At 71.6% G+C, this 16,211-nt stretch carries 14 protein-coding genes and 1 tRNA gene; 8 read left to right on the top strand and 7 right to left on the bottom strand.

Features of this window, described 5'->3' with window-relative positions:
* The first annotated feature begins 358 nt into the window (after positions 1-358).
* Positions 359-1,492 (top strand): permease, encoded by a 1,134-nt coding sequence (locus PS271_RS27175; RefSeq protein WP_398385448.1) that lies wholly within the window; start codon positions 359-361, stop codon positions 1,490-1,492.
* 18 nt (positions 1,493-1,510) lie between these two features.
* Here the strand turns inward: PS271_RS27175 and PS271_RS27180 are convergent, their stop codons facing one another.
* Positions 1,511-2,209 carry a lipoprotein gene (locus PS271_RS27180; protein ID WP_398385450.1) on the bottom strand — a complete coding sequence of 233 codons (699 nt, stop codon included), beginning with the start codon at positions 2,207-2,209 and terminating at the stop codon, positions 1,511-1,513.
* Between the two features lie 186 nt (positions 2,210-2,395).
* On the opposite strand from PS271_RS27180, the gene PS271_RS27185 reads away from it, so the two are divergent.
* Positions 2,396-2,740 (top strand): hypothetical protein, encoded by a 345-nt coding sequence (locus tag PS271_RS27185; RefSeq protein ID WP_398385451.1) that lies wholly within the window; start codon positions 2,396-2,398, stop codon positions 2,738-2,740.
* A 39-nt stretch (positions 2,741-2,779) separates the two neighbouring features.
* Here PS271_RS27185 and PS271_RS27190 read toward each other — a convergent pair whose 3' ends face one another.
* The 3 genes from PS271_RS27190 to PS271_RS27200 all read right to left on the bottom strand — a co-directional run bounded on the left by PS271_RS27190 (position 2,780) and on the right by PS271_RS27200 (position 6,003).
* Positions 2,780-4,558: a caspase, EACC1-associated type gene (locus tag PS271_RS27190; protein ID WP_398385453.1), complete on the bottom strand. Its 1,779-nt coding sequence runs from the start codon at positions 4,556-4,558 to the stop codon at positions 2,780-2,782.
* Positions 4,555-5,004, bottom strand: coding sequence for a hypothetical protein (locus PS271_RS27195; protein ID WP_398385455.1), 450 nt, complete (start codon positions 5,002-5,004; stop codon positions 4,555-4,557). Before PS271_RS27195 ends, PS271_RS27190 begins: the two co-directional genes overlap by 4 nt.
* A gap of 93 nt (positions 5,005-5,097) precedes the next feature.
* Positions 5,098-6,003, bottom strand: coding sequence for a LysR family transcriptional regulator (locus PS271_RS27200; RefSeq protein ID WP_398385457.1), 906 nt, complete (start codon positions 6,001-6,003; stop codon positions 5,098-5,100).
* 134 nt (positions 6,004-6,137) lie between these two features.
* On the opposite strand from PS271_RS27200, the gene PS271_RS27205 reads away from it, so the two are divergent.
* Entirely contained in the window at positions 6,138-7,394 is a 1,257-nt protein-coding gene (locus PS271_RS27205; RefSeq protein WP_398385458.1) for an MFS transporter, read from the top strand.
* 93 nt (positions 7,395-7,487) lie between these two features.
* On the opposite strand, the gene PS271_RS27210 is transcribed toward PS271_RS27205, so the two are convergent.
* Positions 7,488-8,606, bottom strand: a complete 1,119-nt coding sequence (locus PS271_RS27210) for a PP2C family protein-serine/threonine phosphatase (protein ID WP_398385460.1) — start codon at positions 8,604-8,606, stop codon at positions 7,488-7,490.
* A gap of 167 nt (positions 8,607-8,773) precedes the next feature.
* Positions 8,774-10,243, bottom strand: coding sequence for a purine-cytosine permease family protein (locus PS271_RS27215; RefSeq protein WP_398385461.1), 1,470 nt, complete (start codon positions 10,241-10,243; stop codon positions 8,774-8,776).
* A 166-nt stretch (positions 10,244-10,409) separates the two neighbouring features.
* On the opposite strand from PS271_RS27215, the gene PS271_RS27220 reads away from it, so the two are divergent.
* The 4 genes from PS271_RS27220 (at position 10,410) to PS271_RS27235 (ending at position 14,163) form a co-directional block, all read left to right on the top strand.
* Positions 10,410-10,482, top strand: a tRNA-Ala gene (locus PS271_RS27220).
* Positions 10,483-10,722: 240 nt separating this feature from the next.
* Entirely contained in the window at positions 10,723-11,820 is a 1,098-nt protein-coding gene (locus PS271_RS27225) for a calcium:cation antiporter (protein WP_398385463.1), read from the top strand.
* 541 nt (positions 11,821-12,361) lie between these two features.
* Positions 12,362-13,087, top strand: coding sequence for a hypothetical protein (locus tag PS271_RS27230; RefSeq protein ID WP_398385465.1), 726 nt, complete (start codon positions 12,362-12,364; stop codon positions 13,085-13,087).
* An 11-nt stretch (positions 13,088-13,098) separates the two neighbouring features.
* Positions 13,099-14,163, top strand: a complete 1,065-nt coding sequence (locus tag PS271_RS27235) for a terpene synthase family protein (RefSeq protein WP_398385467.1) — start codon at positions 13,099-13,101, stop codon at positions 14,161-14,163.
* Here PS271_RS27235 and PS271_RS27240 read toward each other — a convergent pair.
* A complete protein-coding gene (locus PS271_RS27240; RefSeq protein WP_398385469.1) occupies positions 14,082-14,858 on the bottom strand; it encodes a Rieske 2Fe-2S domain-containing protein in 777 nt (258 codons plus the stop codon). The two genes, PS271_RS27235 and PS271_RS27240, sit on opposite strands and share 82 nt — an antisense overlap.
* Positions 14,859-15,094: 236 nt before the next feature.
* Here PS271_RS27240 and PS271_RS27245 point away from each other — a divergent pair, with 236 nt between their 5' ends.
* Entirely contained in the window at positions 15,095-16,183 is a 1,089-nt protein-coding gene (locus PS271_RS27245) for a chitinase (protein WP_398385470.1), read from the top strand.
* The last annotated feature ends 28 nt before the right edge of the window (positions 16,184-16,211 follow it).

Raw genomic sequence — 16,211 nt, forward strand, 5'->3', positions numbered from 1 at the left:
CGCTGCGGTGGTCCGCGCAGCTGATCCGTACGGCACAAAGACGACACTGCCAGGACATTGCCGGTGACTTCGCTTGATCCGGCCCACCGAATTGGAAGCAGGAATCTGTAAGATCAAGACAATGGCGGCGGAGGCGGCAGGGGCGACGGGGCACGCCGGCGTGGCTGGGCCGTACGGGCCTGCCCTGACCAAGGCCCTCGGCGGCCGCCGGAGTCAGGCAAGCGCCGAATCCGGGTCGAATCCGGGCCGAATCCGGGCGTTCCTCGTCCCGTAGGCGGGGTTGCGGGAGGTAGAGGTATACGAGACGTGCGGAGGTGAGATCGCCCCCTGCGTCGTGTGCTGGAGGAAGAGGCGGCGGATGCAAGCGATGGTGCGGGCGCTGGCTGTTGCCGGGGCTATGGGCTGGGAGATTGCTTGGGCTCTGGTTCTGGGGTTCGTTCTGTCCGCTGTGGTGCAGGCGGTGGTGCGGATGGGGACCGTCCGTGCTCTGCTCGGTGACGGTCGGCCGCGTACGTTGGCCATTGCCGCGGGGCTGGGGGCGGCCTCTTCGTCGTGTTCTTATGCGGCCGTCGCGCTGGCCCGGGCCCTGTTCCGGAAGGGGGCGGACTTCACTGCGGCCATGGCCTTTGAGATCGCCTCCACCAATCTCGTGGTGGAGCTCGGGGTGATCCTGGCACTGCTCATGGGGTGGCAGTTCACGCTCGCGGAGTTCGTGGGCGGGCCCGTCATGATCATCGCTTTGGCGGTGCTTTTCAGGCTGTTCCTCCGGCCCCGGCTGTTGGACGAGGCCCGGGTGCAGGCCGGGCGTGGCGTGGCCGGTTCTATGGAGGGACACGCGGCTATGGACATGTCCGTACGGCGTGAGGGGACGTTCGCGCGCCGCCTGTTCTCCGGCGAGGGGTTCACGGCCGCGGCGCACATCTTCGTCATGGAGTGGGCGGCGATCCTGCGCGATCTCGTGGCCGGTCTGCTGATCGCCGGCGCCATCGCGGCATGGGTCCCGGACTCGTTCTGGTCGGCGTTCTTCCTCACCGACGACCCAGGGCTCGCGAAATGGTGGGGCCCGCTTGTCGGCCCGCTGGTAGCGATCGCCTCGTTCGTGTGCTCCATCGGGAACGTGCCGCTGGCCGTCGTCCTGTGGAAGGGCGGCATCAGCTTCGGCGGCGTGGTCGCGTTCATCTTCGCCGACCTGCTGATCCTGCCCATCCTGAACATCTACCGGAAGTACTACGGCGCGAGGATGGCGTTCTTCCTGCTGGTGACTTTCTACGTAGCCATGGTCGTCGCCGGGTACGCCGTCGAATTCGTCTTCGGCGGCCTGGGGCTCATTCCCGGCCGCGAGCACGCCACGATCCCCGAGGCGGGGGTGAGCTGGAATTACACGACCTGGCTCAACATCGCCTTCTTCGGCCTGGCCGCCGCGCTGCTCGTGCGCTTCCTCCGTACGGGCGGGAAGGAGATGCTGGGGGCGATGGGCGGCGGCCCGCGCTGAAGACAGGAGGTCAGGCGATCAGGGGAGCTTCGTGGTCTTCTTGGCCAGTTCGTAGGCCGGGAGCATTTCCTTGTGCTCGCCGGTGTCGAGCCCGCCGAGGTGGACGACGGTGACGCCCTTCGGCGTCGTCACGGCGAAGGCGCGTTCCTGCTTCGTCTCGTCCAGCAGGGGGTTCTTCTGCTCGTAGACGACTTCCGCGGCCGGAAGGTCACCGGCCTTGGTGTCACTGAATTCCTTGCTGGTGACGTTCTTCTCTTCGGCCGTGAACGTCTCCAGCGCCTGACGCGGCGACATGTCCGTCCGCTCCGACGTCCACACGCGGATGTAGCCGATCATGCCCGCCGGCTTCGCGTCGATTTCGCAGGCTCCCTTGAACGACTGGTGGCCCAGCCACTTGCTGAGGAACTCCGCGCCCTCGGCGTCGAGCCCCTTGGGCTTCCACGCCTTCGCCACCTCGAACGACACCGGGAACTCGCAGACCGCTCCGGCGTCCCCGACCCGGCCGCCGTCCTTCCACTCCGCGTTCTTGCCCGGTTCGCCGGGCTTCCGGGCCGCGCCGGTCGCACCACCGGTCGTGCCGGGCTTCTCCTTCGGCTTCTCGCTTTCGTGCGCCGCCGCGCCGGCCGGGGCCGGGGCCTTCTCGGCAGCGGACGAGCAGCCGGTGAGCGTGCCGATCGTGATGACGGCGGCTACCGCGCCCGACGTGAGCTTGCGCATGAAGTTTTCCTCGCTATTCGAACTAACGAGGCAAAACCTATCTCCACGGGCGCGGCCCGCTCAAACTGTTTTCGAGGCGGGCTCGGCCGCCGCCCGCCGCCTGCCGAGAAGTGTGGCGGAATCCCGTGCGAATTCGGCTCTGCGGCCGCTGTCCGGACCCGGGGCGGAGCCGGGAGCCTGGCCCGTATGCGCATTCCGAGACGTGCCGCCGTCGCTTTCGCCGCTACCGCCGTTGGTGTCCTGACGGTCCTGCTGACCTCCTGCGCCGGGCCGGGCGGCTCCGGCGGGCCCGAGCGGCCGGAGACGCCGTTCCAGCAGGGACGGAGTTTCGGGCATGCCTACAGCGAGAAGCTCAGTGGCGATGAGAGCGACGAGCAAGTGCGTATCGCCGCCCGCGCCGTGTGCAAGGAAAGCGCCCTCATCCAGGCCTCGGCCGACGGAGTGGAGGACTGGTTCAGGGCCTGCGTGTACGCGGCGACCGAGAAGAGCGGCGGCGTGCGCTCCGTGGGGTCGGTCCGCGAGGCACCGTGAGGCGTGGGCCGCGGCACGCCGCCGCCCCGTACGCGGTGATCACGCTTGGCCGTTGGCGGTCAGGTAGACCAGATACGCGGCCGAAGCGAGGAGCGCCAGGGTCAGGGCCGGGATGGCGAGGGCCTTGGCGGTGAGGGTGAGGGTGCGCGTGGTGCGCACCGCTTCGGCCGGGTGGGGGGTCTGCCGGGCCATGGAGGCGAGGATCAGCGCCAGGACCGCCGCCATCATGCAGATGACGAGCGGCGTCATCATTCCCGCGTCGCGGACCTCGTCCTTGAGGGTCCTCGTCAGGTGCAACCGCTCGTTCGTCGCCTGGTTCTCCAGCGCCTGTGCCGCCGCAACGGCGGTGAGGACGAGGGTGATCAGTGAGGTGATGGCCAGGCCGAGTGCTGCGGCTGCCAGGGCGGGGGCACGTCCGGCGGGAGGGGGCGGTGCGGCGGCCGGAGGGTGTGGCGGACGTGCGGGGGCGGCCGGCACGGCATGGTCACGTGCGGGCTGCGCCACAGGTTCCGCCCGTGCCTGCGGCCGCGACGGTGGTGGCCGTACAGCACTCCGCGCCGGCACCGCCACCACCTCTGCTTCCACATGCACCACCGCCTCTCCCGCAGCCCCCTTCAGCACGATGTCGCCGCTGCGCCGACCCACACGGGACGTGTCGACGCTGACATCGAGCCCGTCGGAGGACTCCGCCACCCGCAGCCAGCCGTCCCCGACGTACGGCGTGCAACTGCGGGCCAGGGGCGGCCCGAGGAGCCGTACCGGCCGGTGCGGCGAGGGTGCGTGCTGCGGCACCGGTCCGAAGTCCAGCCGGGCCGGATCCGGCGTGACGGAGACCTCGTGCAGGGCGCGGGCGGCTTCGTCCGCGACGGCCCGGACGTCCTTGCGCGCCATCTCCACCAGGGCTTCGCGGGCCCCGGCGGCGACGGACAGGTCGGGGTTCTCCATGCGGGCCCGCAGCTCGGCGACGGCGCCGCGGCGGGAGTAGGCGTCGGGGCTGCGCATCGCGGCGCGCACGTCGTCCGGCACGGGGGAGGGGGCGATCCGCCGCCGGCGGCTGCGGGCGAGGTACAGGTCTCCCTGCATGTCGACGCTGCGGCTCGGGGTCTGGTGCGGGTTCTCCTGCCGTACGCGGTCGAAGACGTAGTCGTACAGCTCGTCGAGGGAGATCCGGCCGTCCTGGTCCAGGTCGGCCTCCCCGGTGGCGAGGCCCGCGACGAGCGCGCTGGTGAAGACCGAGGGCCGCGGGCCGGAGGTCCTGGTGAGCTCGGTGCCTTCGAAGGCGTACTCCATGGAGTTGGACGCGGTGATGACGGCCCAGCCGCGGCCGCCGCCGGGCCTGTCGCCGGCGAAGGAGTCGAGGACGTTGACGTCGCCGCCGGCGCGGGCGGCCACGCCCTGGGGGAAGGCGCCGCCGTAGCAGCAGTCGAGGAAGAGGGCGACGGACCGCGCCCGCGTGGCGGACATGCAGCGCCGTACGAAGTCGGCGGGGACGGCGGTGGAGGCCAGCCGGCGGGGGCGGGTGTTGCCGGCCGCAAAGTAGAGCTCGCCGGACTCGCTCTTGAGCCCGTGACAGGAGAAGTGGACGACCAGGGTGTCGCCGGGGCGGCGGTCGGAGAAGAAGTCGTCCAGCCGCATGGTGATGGTGTGCGACGGCTCGTTCCGTACGACCTGGACGTCGAACCCGCCGATCTGCGGATCGCCCAGGACGGCGGCCAGGGCCTCGGCGTCCTGCGCCGGGGACGCCAGCTGCCTGAGGCCTTCGTCCTGGTACGTGTCGTTGGCGATGATCAGGGCGTGCCGGGTCGCGGGTGAGGTCATGGCGGTGCCTCGCCGGTACCGGTACCGGTCCTGGTATCGGTACCGGTACCGGTATCGGCGGCCGGGGAATGGCGGCGTACGAAGAGGTCGAACGCCTCGGTGACCTGTTCCGGAGTGGCCTCGGAGAGCTCCAGCACGTCGTCGTTCAGCGTGAGCCGCATCGACGGGCGGGAGTCCCGGCAGCGGCCCCACCAGTTGTGGACGACGCCCACGACCTGCTGCAACGCGCGCGCGGAGCTGCCGAGGCTCACGAGCAGGGCGCCGACCTGGGCGGCGTCGACGGCCCGCGCGCCCGGCGGCACCTCTTCGGCGGCGGGGAGGGCGGTGACGTCGTCCACGTCGAGCTGGAGGAGTTCCCGGCGGAGGTAGCCGGTCAGCTCGTCGACGTGTTCGGCTTCGGCTTCCGCGCCCTCCTCGGAGAGGAGGATGTGCAGTCGGTTTTCCACCGTGTCCGCCCCTTCGTCCTCACCTTCACTTCCAGTCTGTGATCCCTCCTGTCACAGCGCAACCAACCGGTCGGCGGCTCCGGCGGTGGCCGCTCACGCGCTGATCGCCGGGCCCAGCTCCTTCGCCAGGGCCAGGCTCAGCGCGCGGAAGATCTGGACCTCGGGGTTGCGGTCCGCGGCGCGTACCGCCAGGTAGCTGCTGTCGCGGGGAGCATCCAGGACGGGGACGAAGACCGCGCCGGGCCACGCGTAGTAGCGGGCGAAGGACTTCAGGCCGGAGCCGGCCGCGCGGCCGGTGACCACCCCGGTGAGCACTTCCTGCGGCGTCAGCGCGAAGTCCGTGCTGCGGCGCCGGGCCGCGGAGCCGAAGTACAGGTACTCGGTGAAGGGGCGCGGCGTACGGCCCGGGACGCGGAAGAACGGCAGGTCGGCGATGTCGGCGAGCCGGGCGCCGGTGTCGCGGGCGTCCGCGAGGGCGGACGACTCCGGGACCACCACGATGCGCTGCTCGGTGGTGAGGACGTCGGCGGTGATGCGGTCGTCATCCGGGGAGGGGCGGACGAACGCGACGTCGACGCGGTCTTCGACGAGCGCCGAGACGTGTTCCGTGAAGTCGAGCTGCCGCAGCTCGACGGCGACGTGCGGGCGGGCCCGGCGGAAGGCGTTGACCGAGGCCGGGGTCAGCTCCGCCGAGCCGTGGCCCATGATGCCGACGCGCAGCGGCCTGCCCGCGGCGGCCGGGGCCAGGTCCGCTTCCGCCACGTCGTCCAGCGCGGCGTCGGCGGCGGCGAGGAGGGTGCGGGCGTGGCGGGCCAGCCGTTCGCCGGCGGGCGTGGGCGCCACGGGGTTGCGGTGCAGCAGGCGGGTGCCGAGGTCGGTTTCCAGCCGCCGGACGTGCTGGGTGACGGCGGGCGGGGAGAGGAAGAGCCGGGCGGCCGCCCGTCCGAAGTGTCGTTCCTCGACCACCGCCAGGAAGGACGACAGCAGGCGGAGATCCATGACAGCCACCATAAACATGACCGCCGACCGGTTCGTACGCCCGTTCACAAGTCGTGAACGCGGGCGGCGGGGGGCGGGCCGGGGCCGTAGGACTGGACGGCGTGAGTACCTCTGCAACAAGTAAGACGACAAACATGCCGGTAAGCCCGCAGCGCGGCGCCGCGGCCGCGGGCCGCCCCTGGCTGCGCACCGGCTGGATGATGACCGCCTCGGGCTGGAGCGCGAACCAGTTCTCCGCGCTGCTCGGCGCCTACCGGTCCGAACTCGGCCTGTCCGAGTCCACGGTCACCGGCCTGTTCGCGGTGTACGTGGTGGGCCTGGTGCCGGGCCTGCTGGCCGGCGGGCCGCTGGCCGACCGGCGCGGGCGCCGCCCGGTGGCGCTGACCGCCCTGGCCGTCAACCTGCTCTCGTCCTGCATGCTGATGGCGGGCTCGGCCGCCACGGGATGGCTTCTGCCGGGCCGGTTCCTGACCGGGCTCAGCGCGGGCGCGCTCCTGGCAGCGGGCAGTGCCTGGGTCAAGGAGCTGTCCTGCCCGCCGTACGCACCGTACGCGGCAGCGGGGACGGCGGCCCGGCGCTCCGGGCTGTTCGTCTCGGCGGGATTCGCTTCGGGCGGGCTGGTGGCCGCGCTGATCGCCCAGTGGCTGCCGCACCCGATGGCGACGGCGTACGTGCCGCACGTGGTCCTGGCCGCCGTCGCCTGGGCGGTCGCACACGGCGCGCCGGAGACGGGCGGCCGGACGGACAAGGCGAACCGGGCGGGCCGGGAGCGGCCCGGCGCGGGTGGCAGTGCCCCCGCCCCCGACTGGCGTCGCTTCCGCCGTGCCGTCCTGCCCCTGGCGCCGTGGGTCTTCGCCGCCCCGGCCATCGGCTTCGCGACCCTGCCCGGCCTCGTGGACGGCGGTCTGGCCGGCTGGCGCACCGTCTACGCGGGCATCGCGACCGCCGTCGTCCCCGGCAGCGGTCTGCTCGTGCAGCCGCTCGCCCGGCGGCTTGCCGCCCGGCACCGCATGGCCACCGGGGTGGCCGGCCTCGGCGTGACCGCGGCCGGGCTGGCGCTGGCCGTGCCTGCCGCGGCGGGGGCCCGGCCGGGACTGGCGCTGGTCGCGGCGGCCCTCCTGGGCGCCGGCTACGGCCTCGCCCTGTCCTTCGGCCTGACCGAGGCCGCCGCGGCCGCGCCGCCGGAGCGGCTCGCCATGGTGACGTCCCTGTTCTGGACGGCGGCCTACCTCGGCATGCTCACGCCGTACGCTCTCGCCCTGCTGTCCCGGTGGTGGAGCATGCCCGTACTGCTCGCCGCGGGAGCGGCACTGGCGGCACTGACCTGCGGCGCGCTCGCCGCGCTCGCCGCGCTCGGCCGCAGGGCGGAGGCGGTCCGTACGCCTGCATGACCCGTCCGTCCGGGGCGCGCGCCCGGATCAGCGTGAGTGACAGCTACGGACATGGAGCCCGGCTCACGCCCGCTCACGCCGCTCACACCTGGTTCACGCCGGCTCCCGCGGCAGCCGTTCGATCGCCATGACGGCCACGTCGTCGTCCAGCGATCCCCCCGCGTACGCGAGCAGGTCCCGGTGGAGGTGCTGGACGAGCCCGTCCGGGTCGGTCTCCTGCCAGTCGGCGACCCGGTCGGCCAGCGGGTAGAAGCGCCCGTCGGAGTCCCGGGTCTCGATGACGCCGTCCGTGTAGAGGAGGAGGATGTCGCCCGGGCGGTAGGGGAAGGACTCCGACGCGTAGTCCTCCTCCGTCAGGCCTCCGGTGAGGCCGAGCGGCAGGGCGGGGTCGGCGACCGTCAGCGTGGTGACCTCGCCGTGGCTGAGGACGAGCGGGGGCGGGTGCCCGCAGTTGATCAGCCGGAGCACCGGCTGCTCGTCGGGGATGTCGACGACCGCGGCGGTGATGAAGCCCTCTCCCGTCGCCGGGCCCTCCGGGAGCTCGGCCATTGCCCAGTACGTGGCGTTCTGCAAGTGGGCCACCAGCCGGGGCAAGGGGGGATTGCGGTGGGCCGCCGCGCGGAAGGCGCCGAGGAGGGAGGCGGCGTCCCCGATGGTCGGGAGGCCCTTGCCGCGCACGTCGCCGATCATGACCCGGGTGCCGTGCTCGGTCCGCGCGGCGGCGTACAGGTCGCCGCCCATGCGGGCTTCCGCCTCGGCGGCGATGTAGAGCGCGGCGATCCGCAGCGGGCCCAGCCGCGCCGGGATCGGCCGCAGCAGCACCCGCTGGGCCACTTCGGCCACCCAGCGCGCCTGGCTCAGCTGCTGCTCGTGCTGGGCCCGGGCGTGGCGGAAGACCACGAGGAAGACGGAGATGAGGAGCAGCGCGACGATCTGGGCCTGATGGTTCGGCGTCGACAAGCCGCCGTGGAAGATCCCGATCAGGACCTGGGCGATCACCGCGAGGGCTCCGATGGCGCCGGTGAGCGCGGGCCCGCCGATGGCCGCGGTGATGGCAGGGGCGGCGACCAGGAGGGGGCCCAGGTGGATGTTGGGGGGTGTCAGCAGGTCGACCACCACGACCAGGGCGATGAGCCCCAGGGGCACGGCGACGAGCGGACTGGCACGCCGCCGGCGTCGTCCGGAGCCGGACCGCCTGCGCTGAAGGGGCATGGGTCCTGCTTACCTTCTCCCTGCCCTCCCCGCACACCTGCCACATCGGTGACCCGGGCCCCGCTGCCCGCTGCTGTCACGCTTACGGAGCAGCCGTTCTCACGGGTCAGCTCTTCTTACGGATCAGCTCTTCTTACGGGTCCGCTCTTCTTACGGGACAGCTGCCCTTACAAAGCAGCCGTCAGGTCGTCGCGTTCGCTCTCCGGGTGGATCGTCGCGGCGGGCGGCCGGGCTGTGCGTCGGGCCCAGGGGAGGTAGAGCGCCGCGGTGAGGACCAGCCCGACGATCCAGGAGACGTCCGCGCCGCCGAGCCGGTGCGCCAGCGGTCCGGTGTAGAGCTTCTGGGCCAGGAACGGGATCTGGGCGAGGACGCCGAGGACGTAGCAGGTCAGCGCCGGGACGTTCCACCGCCCGTAGCGGCCGTCCGGGTCGTACAGCGCCGGGATGTCGACGCGCTCGCGCGAAACCAGGTAGTAGTCGGTGAGGTTGATGGCGCTCCACGGCGTGAACACCATGAGCAGCAGCAGGACGAAGTTCTTGAAGTGGTCGAGGAAGTCCGCGCTGGCCGCGACGGCGATGGCCGTGGCCGCGGCCGTGAACGCGACGATGTACGCCGCGCGGGCCGCCGGGGTGATCCGGGAGCGGCCGTCGAAGGCCGTCACCGTCGTCAGGACGGACATGAAACCGCCGTACGCGTTGAGGCAGTTGACGGTGAGCTTGCCGACCAGCACCACCAGGTACACGAGGAAGGCGGCGGCCGCCGGCCCGGCCAGCTCGCCCACGAATCCCACCTGGTCGGACAGGAACGACCCGCCGGCGACGGCGGCGATCAGGGCGCCCAGCGTCATGGCCCACTGGGCGCCGGTCACGGTTCCGGTGAAGGTCGCCCAGAAGGCCGCCCGCGCGCTGGTGGTACGGGGAAGGTAGCGGGAGTAGTCGGCCACGTAGGGGCCGAAGGTGAGCTGCCAGCCGGCGCCGAGGGAGGCGGCGAACAGGAACGCGGCGGCGTCGAACGGCCGGTTGCCGACGTGGGCGCCGACGTCGTAGCGGGTGAACAGGGCGATGAGGAGATAGCCGAGCCCGAGGCTGCCGGCCACGGTCCCCACCCGGCCCGCGAGGTGGATGAGGCGGTATCCGGCCAGGGCGACCACGGCGGTGAGCGCCCCGAAGACGAGGATGCCGGCCGTCGTGCCGTGGAGGTGGAGGAGCCTGCGGACGGCCTGGCCCGCGAGCACGCTGCCGGTCGCGGCGAACCCGAGGTACATCAGGACCACCATCACCAGCGGGACCACGGCCCCGTGCACCCCGAACTGCGCCCGGCTCGAAATCATCTGCGGCACCCCGAGCCGCGGGCCCTGCGCGGAGTGCAGCGCCATCACGATCCCGCCGAGCACGTTCCCGGCGAGCAGCGCGGGGACCGCCCACAGCGCGTCGGCGCCGGAGACGACCGCGAGGGCGCCGTCGACGACCGCCGTGATCTGCATGCTCGCGCCGAACCACAGCGTGAACTGGCCGTGCGGTGCGCCGTGCCGCTCGGCGTCCGGAATCACCTCGATCGTCCGGCGCTCGACGGCGAGCGGGGACCGGGACGGCGGCTGCCCGGACGGTGACACGGACGACGACACGGGCGACGACATGGGTGCCACACTCCTGGCTCGCGCGGGGATGCGCAGAATCTGGCACGGTGCGAAAACGGCGTCAATGGCGCTGCTGCCGTCGTGTAATATTGTCTGCGTCGCCAGGGAAACCGGGCGGCAAGCAGAGCAACTCAAGCAGAACAACTCAGGCAAAACATCTGAACACGGGGCTATAGCTCAGTTGGTAGAGCGCCTGCATGGCATGCAGGAGGTCAGGAGTTCAATTCTCCTTAGCTCCACACATGAGAAGGAGGGGTCGTCCGCTACGGACGGCCCCTCCTTCGTCGTCCCCGCCCACCTCGTTGCCCCTCATCCGGGTGACAGGTGTTTCTCCGATCATCCGACGGTGCAGATCTGGGGTGAGACCCGTACGCCGCCCCCGTCCAGCCCTACCAGCCGCGGTCTGGGCGGGGGCGGCGAGGACAGGCCGCGCCTCCGGTGGACGGGCATCTGACGGGTGATCTGCGAAGCTTGTCCATATGAAGCATCGGTTCCGCTTGCTTGCCGCGCGCTGGCCCGCCCTGGTCCCGGTGCTCGCCGCCCTCGTGCTGGCCCTCACCTGGGGGCGGTCGCTGTCCCCGGCGGTGGTGGCCCTGGTGAGCTGCTGCCTGGCCGGCGCGGTGCTCTCCGCCGTGCACCACGCGGAGGTGATCGCCCACCGCGTCGGCGAACCGTTCGGCTCCCTCGTCCTCGCCGTCGCGGTGACGATCATCGAGGTGGCCCTCATCGTCACGCTCATGGCCGACGGCGGTGACAAGAGCAGCTCCCTGGCGCGCGACACGGTCTTCGCCGCCGTCATGATCACCTGCAACGGGATCGTCGGCCTGTCCCTGCTGGTGTGCGCGCTCAGGCGCCGGGTCGCGGTGTTCAACGCGGAGGGCACCGGCGCCGCCTTCGGGACCGTCGCGACCCTGGCCGGGCTGAGCCTGGCCCTGCCGACCTTCACCACCAGCACGCCCGGCCCGCGGTTCTCCCCGGCCCAGCTCGTCTTCGCCGCGGCCGCCTCGCTCATCCTCTACGGCCTCTTCGTCGCGACGCAGACCGTGCGGCACCGCGACTACTTCCTGCCGGTGACCGCCGAGGGCGAGGTCATCGACAGCGACCACGCCGCGCCGCCGTCGGCCCGGACCGCCCTGACCAGCCTCGGCCTGCTCGGCGTCGCCCTGGTCTCGGTGGTCGGCCTCGCCAAGGGGGTGTCACCGGCCATCGAGTCCGGGGTGGCCGCCGCCGGCCTGCCGGCCTCGGTCGTCGGCGTCGTCATCGCGCTGCTGGTCCTCCTCCCCGAGACCATCGCCGCCCTGCGCGCCGCCCGCCGCGACCGCGTCCAGACCAGCCTCAACCTCGGCCTCGGCTCGGCCATGGCCAGCATCGGCCTGACCATTCCCGCGGTCGCGGTCGCCTCCGTCTGGCTGGAGGGCCCGCTCGTCCTCGGCCTGGGCGCCACGCACATGGTGCTCCTCGCCCTCACGGTCGCCGTCGGCACGCTGACGGTGATCCCGGGGCGCGCCACCCCGCTGCAAGGCGGGCTGCACCTCTCGCTCCTGGCGGCCTACGTGGTGCTGGCGGTCAGCCCCTGAACCGCCGTTGCGCGAGCCGGCGAACGGTGCGGCGCACAGATAAACGGGATGTACCGTCAATCGTTCCGGGGACACGTCGTACTCATCCCCGGTAACCTGGCGCAAAACCGATTCTGTGGGCCGCGTCAAATCCTTCGAGTATCGGGGTGAGGGTCGCGTTCCGCAGCCGGCTTTCCCCATGGCCACCCATGGCCACAAAAGCCGGTGCATCGGCCATTCGCCCGTGCTACTGCGCACCACCGCAGGGTGCGCGTGCTTCAAGCGCCGGCCGTGTGCGCCTTGGCGGACTTCGCGTTGTTCGCCAGCATGCGTACAGGCACTGTGCGCGTACCGGGGGAGGAACCGTGGATTGTCACTTATCGTTCGCCAAAGGCCTCTGCTGCACCAGCTCCTACCGTGCGAGGGCGACATGCGGACGCGTACCTATACCTCTCCCTACCGGGCGCAAGCGGCGGACGAGGCCTTCCCGGAGCCATTGCCGTACCCGAGCGGATGGTTTTGCGCGGGATTTTCGTGGCAGTGGAAACCGGGAACCGTCCGCATGTGCCGCTTCATGGGAGCCGACCTGCTCATCCGGCGCACCCGCGGTGGAGCACTGCAGTGCGCGCTGCCCACGCGGGAAGCGCACGGCATCGTCTGGGTAGGGCATTCCCACGACCGTACGCCGCCCTCGTGGGAACTCCCGCTGCTCTCCGGCGACTTCGCAGGTCCCCGCACCTTCCGTGCGGTCGAACTCGCGGGCCACCCGCAGGACGTGATGGAGAACTTCATCGACCACAGGCACGTCGTCGAACTGCACGGTGTCGATTTCCTCGACATCGTGACGGCGCCCGCGGGGGACGGGCCGTTCTACTCCCTGACGGTCCGCGTCGGGCGCAGCCTTCCGTTCTTCTCCACCGTCCAGGACATCGGCATCCGGTATTTCGGGCTGGGCGCGGCGCTCATGACGATCGACGTGCCGCGCTGCCGGCTGCGTGCCGCGCAGTGGGTGCTGGTCACCCCCGTAGGACCGGGCCGCATCCGGTACTGCCTCGCGGCCAGCGCGGTGCTCGATCCGCTGCTCCGCATTCCCCCCGCACCCCGCCGTGCTCTCGAACGCGCGGTGGCCTTCGGAATGAACCGGTGGTCCTTTCAGGACTCCCGCGCCGACTGGCCCGTTTTCCACCACAAGGCATATCTGCCCCACCCGCGGCTGAACAGTGAGGACGGGCCGATCGGTGCCTACCGGCACTGGGCCCGCCAGTTCTACGCGGTGGCGCCCGATTGACCGGAGGGAAGATGGAACTGCGTGAGATCATCCACTTCCCGCAGATCAGGACCCGCCTGCCCATCCACGTCCATCCGGGGGCGGCGGAAGCGGAGAGGCAGCTGGCCGGATACGTCGCCGGGCATCCCGTCCTGAAACCCTATGCGGCGAAGATCCGGCAGGATCAGTCGGCCCGCCTCGTCTGCCTGTGGGCCCCGCAGTCGGCCGACATGGAACGGATCCTGGCGGCGGCGAAATACGTGATGATCACATATCTGATCGACGACATGCTCGACGAGGGCTGGACGGGAATCGGGGCGAGGCGGATGGTGGCCGGCCTGAAACGGGTCATCGCCCAGCAGAAGAAGCCCGAGACCGATGTCGAGAAGACCCTGGCCGCCATCATCAACCCCTTTCTGGACGGCGTGGGAAGGACGTTCCGCAGCAGGATCAACGCGGCGCTCGGGGACTGGATCGACTCCGGCGCCCTCCGCGGCGGCACCCCGCCCGGGACGCACCGCATGACCGACCGGGAATTCCTGGACTGGCGGGTGAGCGACGTGGGCTACGAGGCCAACATCGCCATCGCCGAATACGCGGTCGGCTGCGACGTGTCCGGCCACGAGGAGATGCTCCGGCCCCTCAAGGTGAAGGCCGTCGAACACGTGCTGATCATCAATGACGTGTACTCCTACCGGAGGGAACTGGCCAAGGGCTGCGCCGACACCGGGATTCTGACCCTCTGGATGCGGCGGGACGGCATGTCGCTCCAGGGGGCCGTCTACCGGGCGTGCGCACTGGTCCGCGCCATCGAAGCCGAATACCTGGCGATGGAACGTGAACTCGTCTCCAGGGAGCCGGGAGTGGCGGCCTACGCGGAAGCGCTCAGGATGCTGTTCCAGGGGAACCTCGCCGTGCACGCGTCCGGGACGCGCTACAACGGGGCGGCCTTCCGCGGGAACCTGCTGCGGGGAGCCTGGGTGCGGCTGGATCCCGACGTCACCTCCGTCATCGCCTACGACCCCGGGTCCGAGGGGGTGGGCGAGCCGGTGCCGCTGCGGCCGCGGCGGACCGGATCCTTCTGCCCGGCGGGGTGAGGGGGCGGCGCCGCGGGGAGCCGGGCCACCGGCCCGACCGCGGCGCTGCCGGCCGTCCAGCGCCGGACCCGGCCCGGAGAGACGGGGGTGGCGAGGACCCACAGCACGAGGCCCCACGGTGCCGCGCACAGGTGACGCCGCACCGGCTCGATCATCACGAGCGAGGCGCCGGGGCCGAGGACCCGGAGGCCGACGTGCCGGGAGGCGGAGCGGGACAGGATCCGGCCGACGACGCGCTCCGTCACTTCCTGGGGGCGGCCCGCCTCTTCGGTGACGCGGAAGGCGCGGGGGCTGACGAGCGGGCCGGGCAGGGCGGGCAGTTCCCCCGCCGGCGGGGCGCCGTCGGGGGAGTGCCACGCCCAGACGATGCCGTACGCCTCCCGGGAGGGCAGCAGGGTGAGCGACGCCTTGGGGGGCGTCCCGTACGGGGTTCGCGCGCACGTGCCGTCCGGGGCGAAGGCGAACCTGTGGAACGGGCACACCAGATAATCGCCGTCGACGGTGCCACCGGCGCCGAGGTGGGCCCCCAGGTGGGGGCAGTAGGGCCGGATGACCCGGAGCACCCCGCGCCGGGTGCGGTAGACGACGACGTCACCGCCCATGAAACGGCGCGTGCCGACGCTGCCGGCCTTCCACTCCCGCGAGAATCCGATGCAGAACCAGCCCCTGGGGTACGGCGGTGTCGGCGTCGTCACCCCACCATGCTGTCCGCTCCGCCGGGTGGACGGATCAGCGCCTCCGGGGGTGCACGGAAGCACACCCGGCGGACGACGGCCCCCGGCTGCCCCCTGTTGCCTCCGGCTTGGTCCAGACCTATTGACGTCCGGGTGGAGCGGTCCTAGCGTTCGACACCTTTCGAGCATCGTGTGGCGAGCGTCGCCTTCCGGGCATCGGCGTCCGGGCGTCGTCCTCGCCGAGGGGGTGGTCGGGCATGACCGGTCGGATGGCACGGCTGCTGGGAGCCGGCCTGCTCGTGGCCGCCGCCTTCCTCGGGCAGGTGCCGCAGGGCGCCCAGGCGCAGACCCTGATGGACGGCCCGCAAGCGGTGGTCACGCCCGCCGACGACACCTGTCCCGTCCGGCCGAGACCCGCGGGCAAGGTGCTCCAGGGCTACTGGGAGAACTGGGACGGCGCGGCGAACGGCGTGCACCCGCCCTTCGGCTGGGTGCCCGTCACCGACCCCCGGATCGGTCAGCACGGCTACAACGTGATCAACATGGCGTTCCCGGTCATCCACCCGGACGGCACGGTGCTGTGGGAGGACGGCATGGACGCGACGGTGAAGGTCGCGACCCCGGCCGAGATGTGCCGCGCCAAGGCCGCGGGGGCCACGATCCTGATGTCGATCGGCGGTGCGGCCGCCGGCATCGACCTCGGCTCCAGCGCGGTCGCCGACCGGTTCGTGGAAACCGTCGTGCCGATCCTCAAGGCGTACAACTTCGACGGCATCGACATCGACATCGAGACCGGCCTCACCGGCAGCGGCAGCATCACCACCCTCTCGGCCTCGCAGGCCAACCTCATCCGCATCATCGACGGCGTGCTCGCGCGGATGCCCGCGGGCTTCGGCCTGACGATGGCACCGGAGACGGCGTACGTCACCGGCGGCAGCGTGACGTACGGCTCGATCTGGGGCGCGTACCTGCCGGTCGTGAAGAAGTACGCCGACAACGGACGGCTCTGGTGGCTCAACATGCAGTACTACAATGGGAATATGTACGGCTGCTCCGGCGACTCGTACTCCGCCGGGACGGTGCAGGGGTTCACCGCGCAGACCGACTGCCTCGACAAGGGTCTGGTCGTCCAGGGCACCACGATCAGGGTCCCCTACGACAAGCAGGTCCCGGGGCTGCCGGCCCAGCCCGGCGCCGGGGGCGGCCACATGACGCCGGCGCTGGTCGCACAGGCGTGGAACACGTACCGCGGCGCGCTGAAGGGCCTCATGACCTGGTCGGTCAACTGGGACGGCTCGAAGGGGTGGAGCTTCGGCGACAACGTGAAGGCACTCCAAGGGCGATGAGCCTCGCCCGGCGCCGCGCGCGCGTGCT

The organism is Streptomyces sp. SCA2-17 (assembly GCF_044336695.1).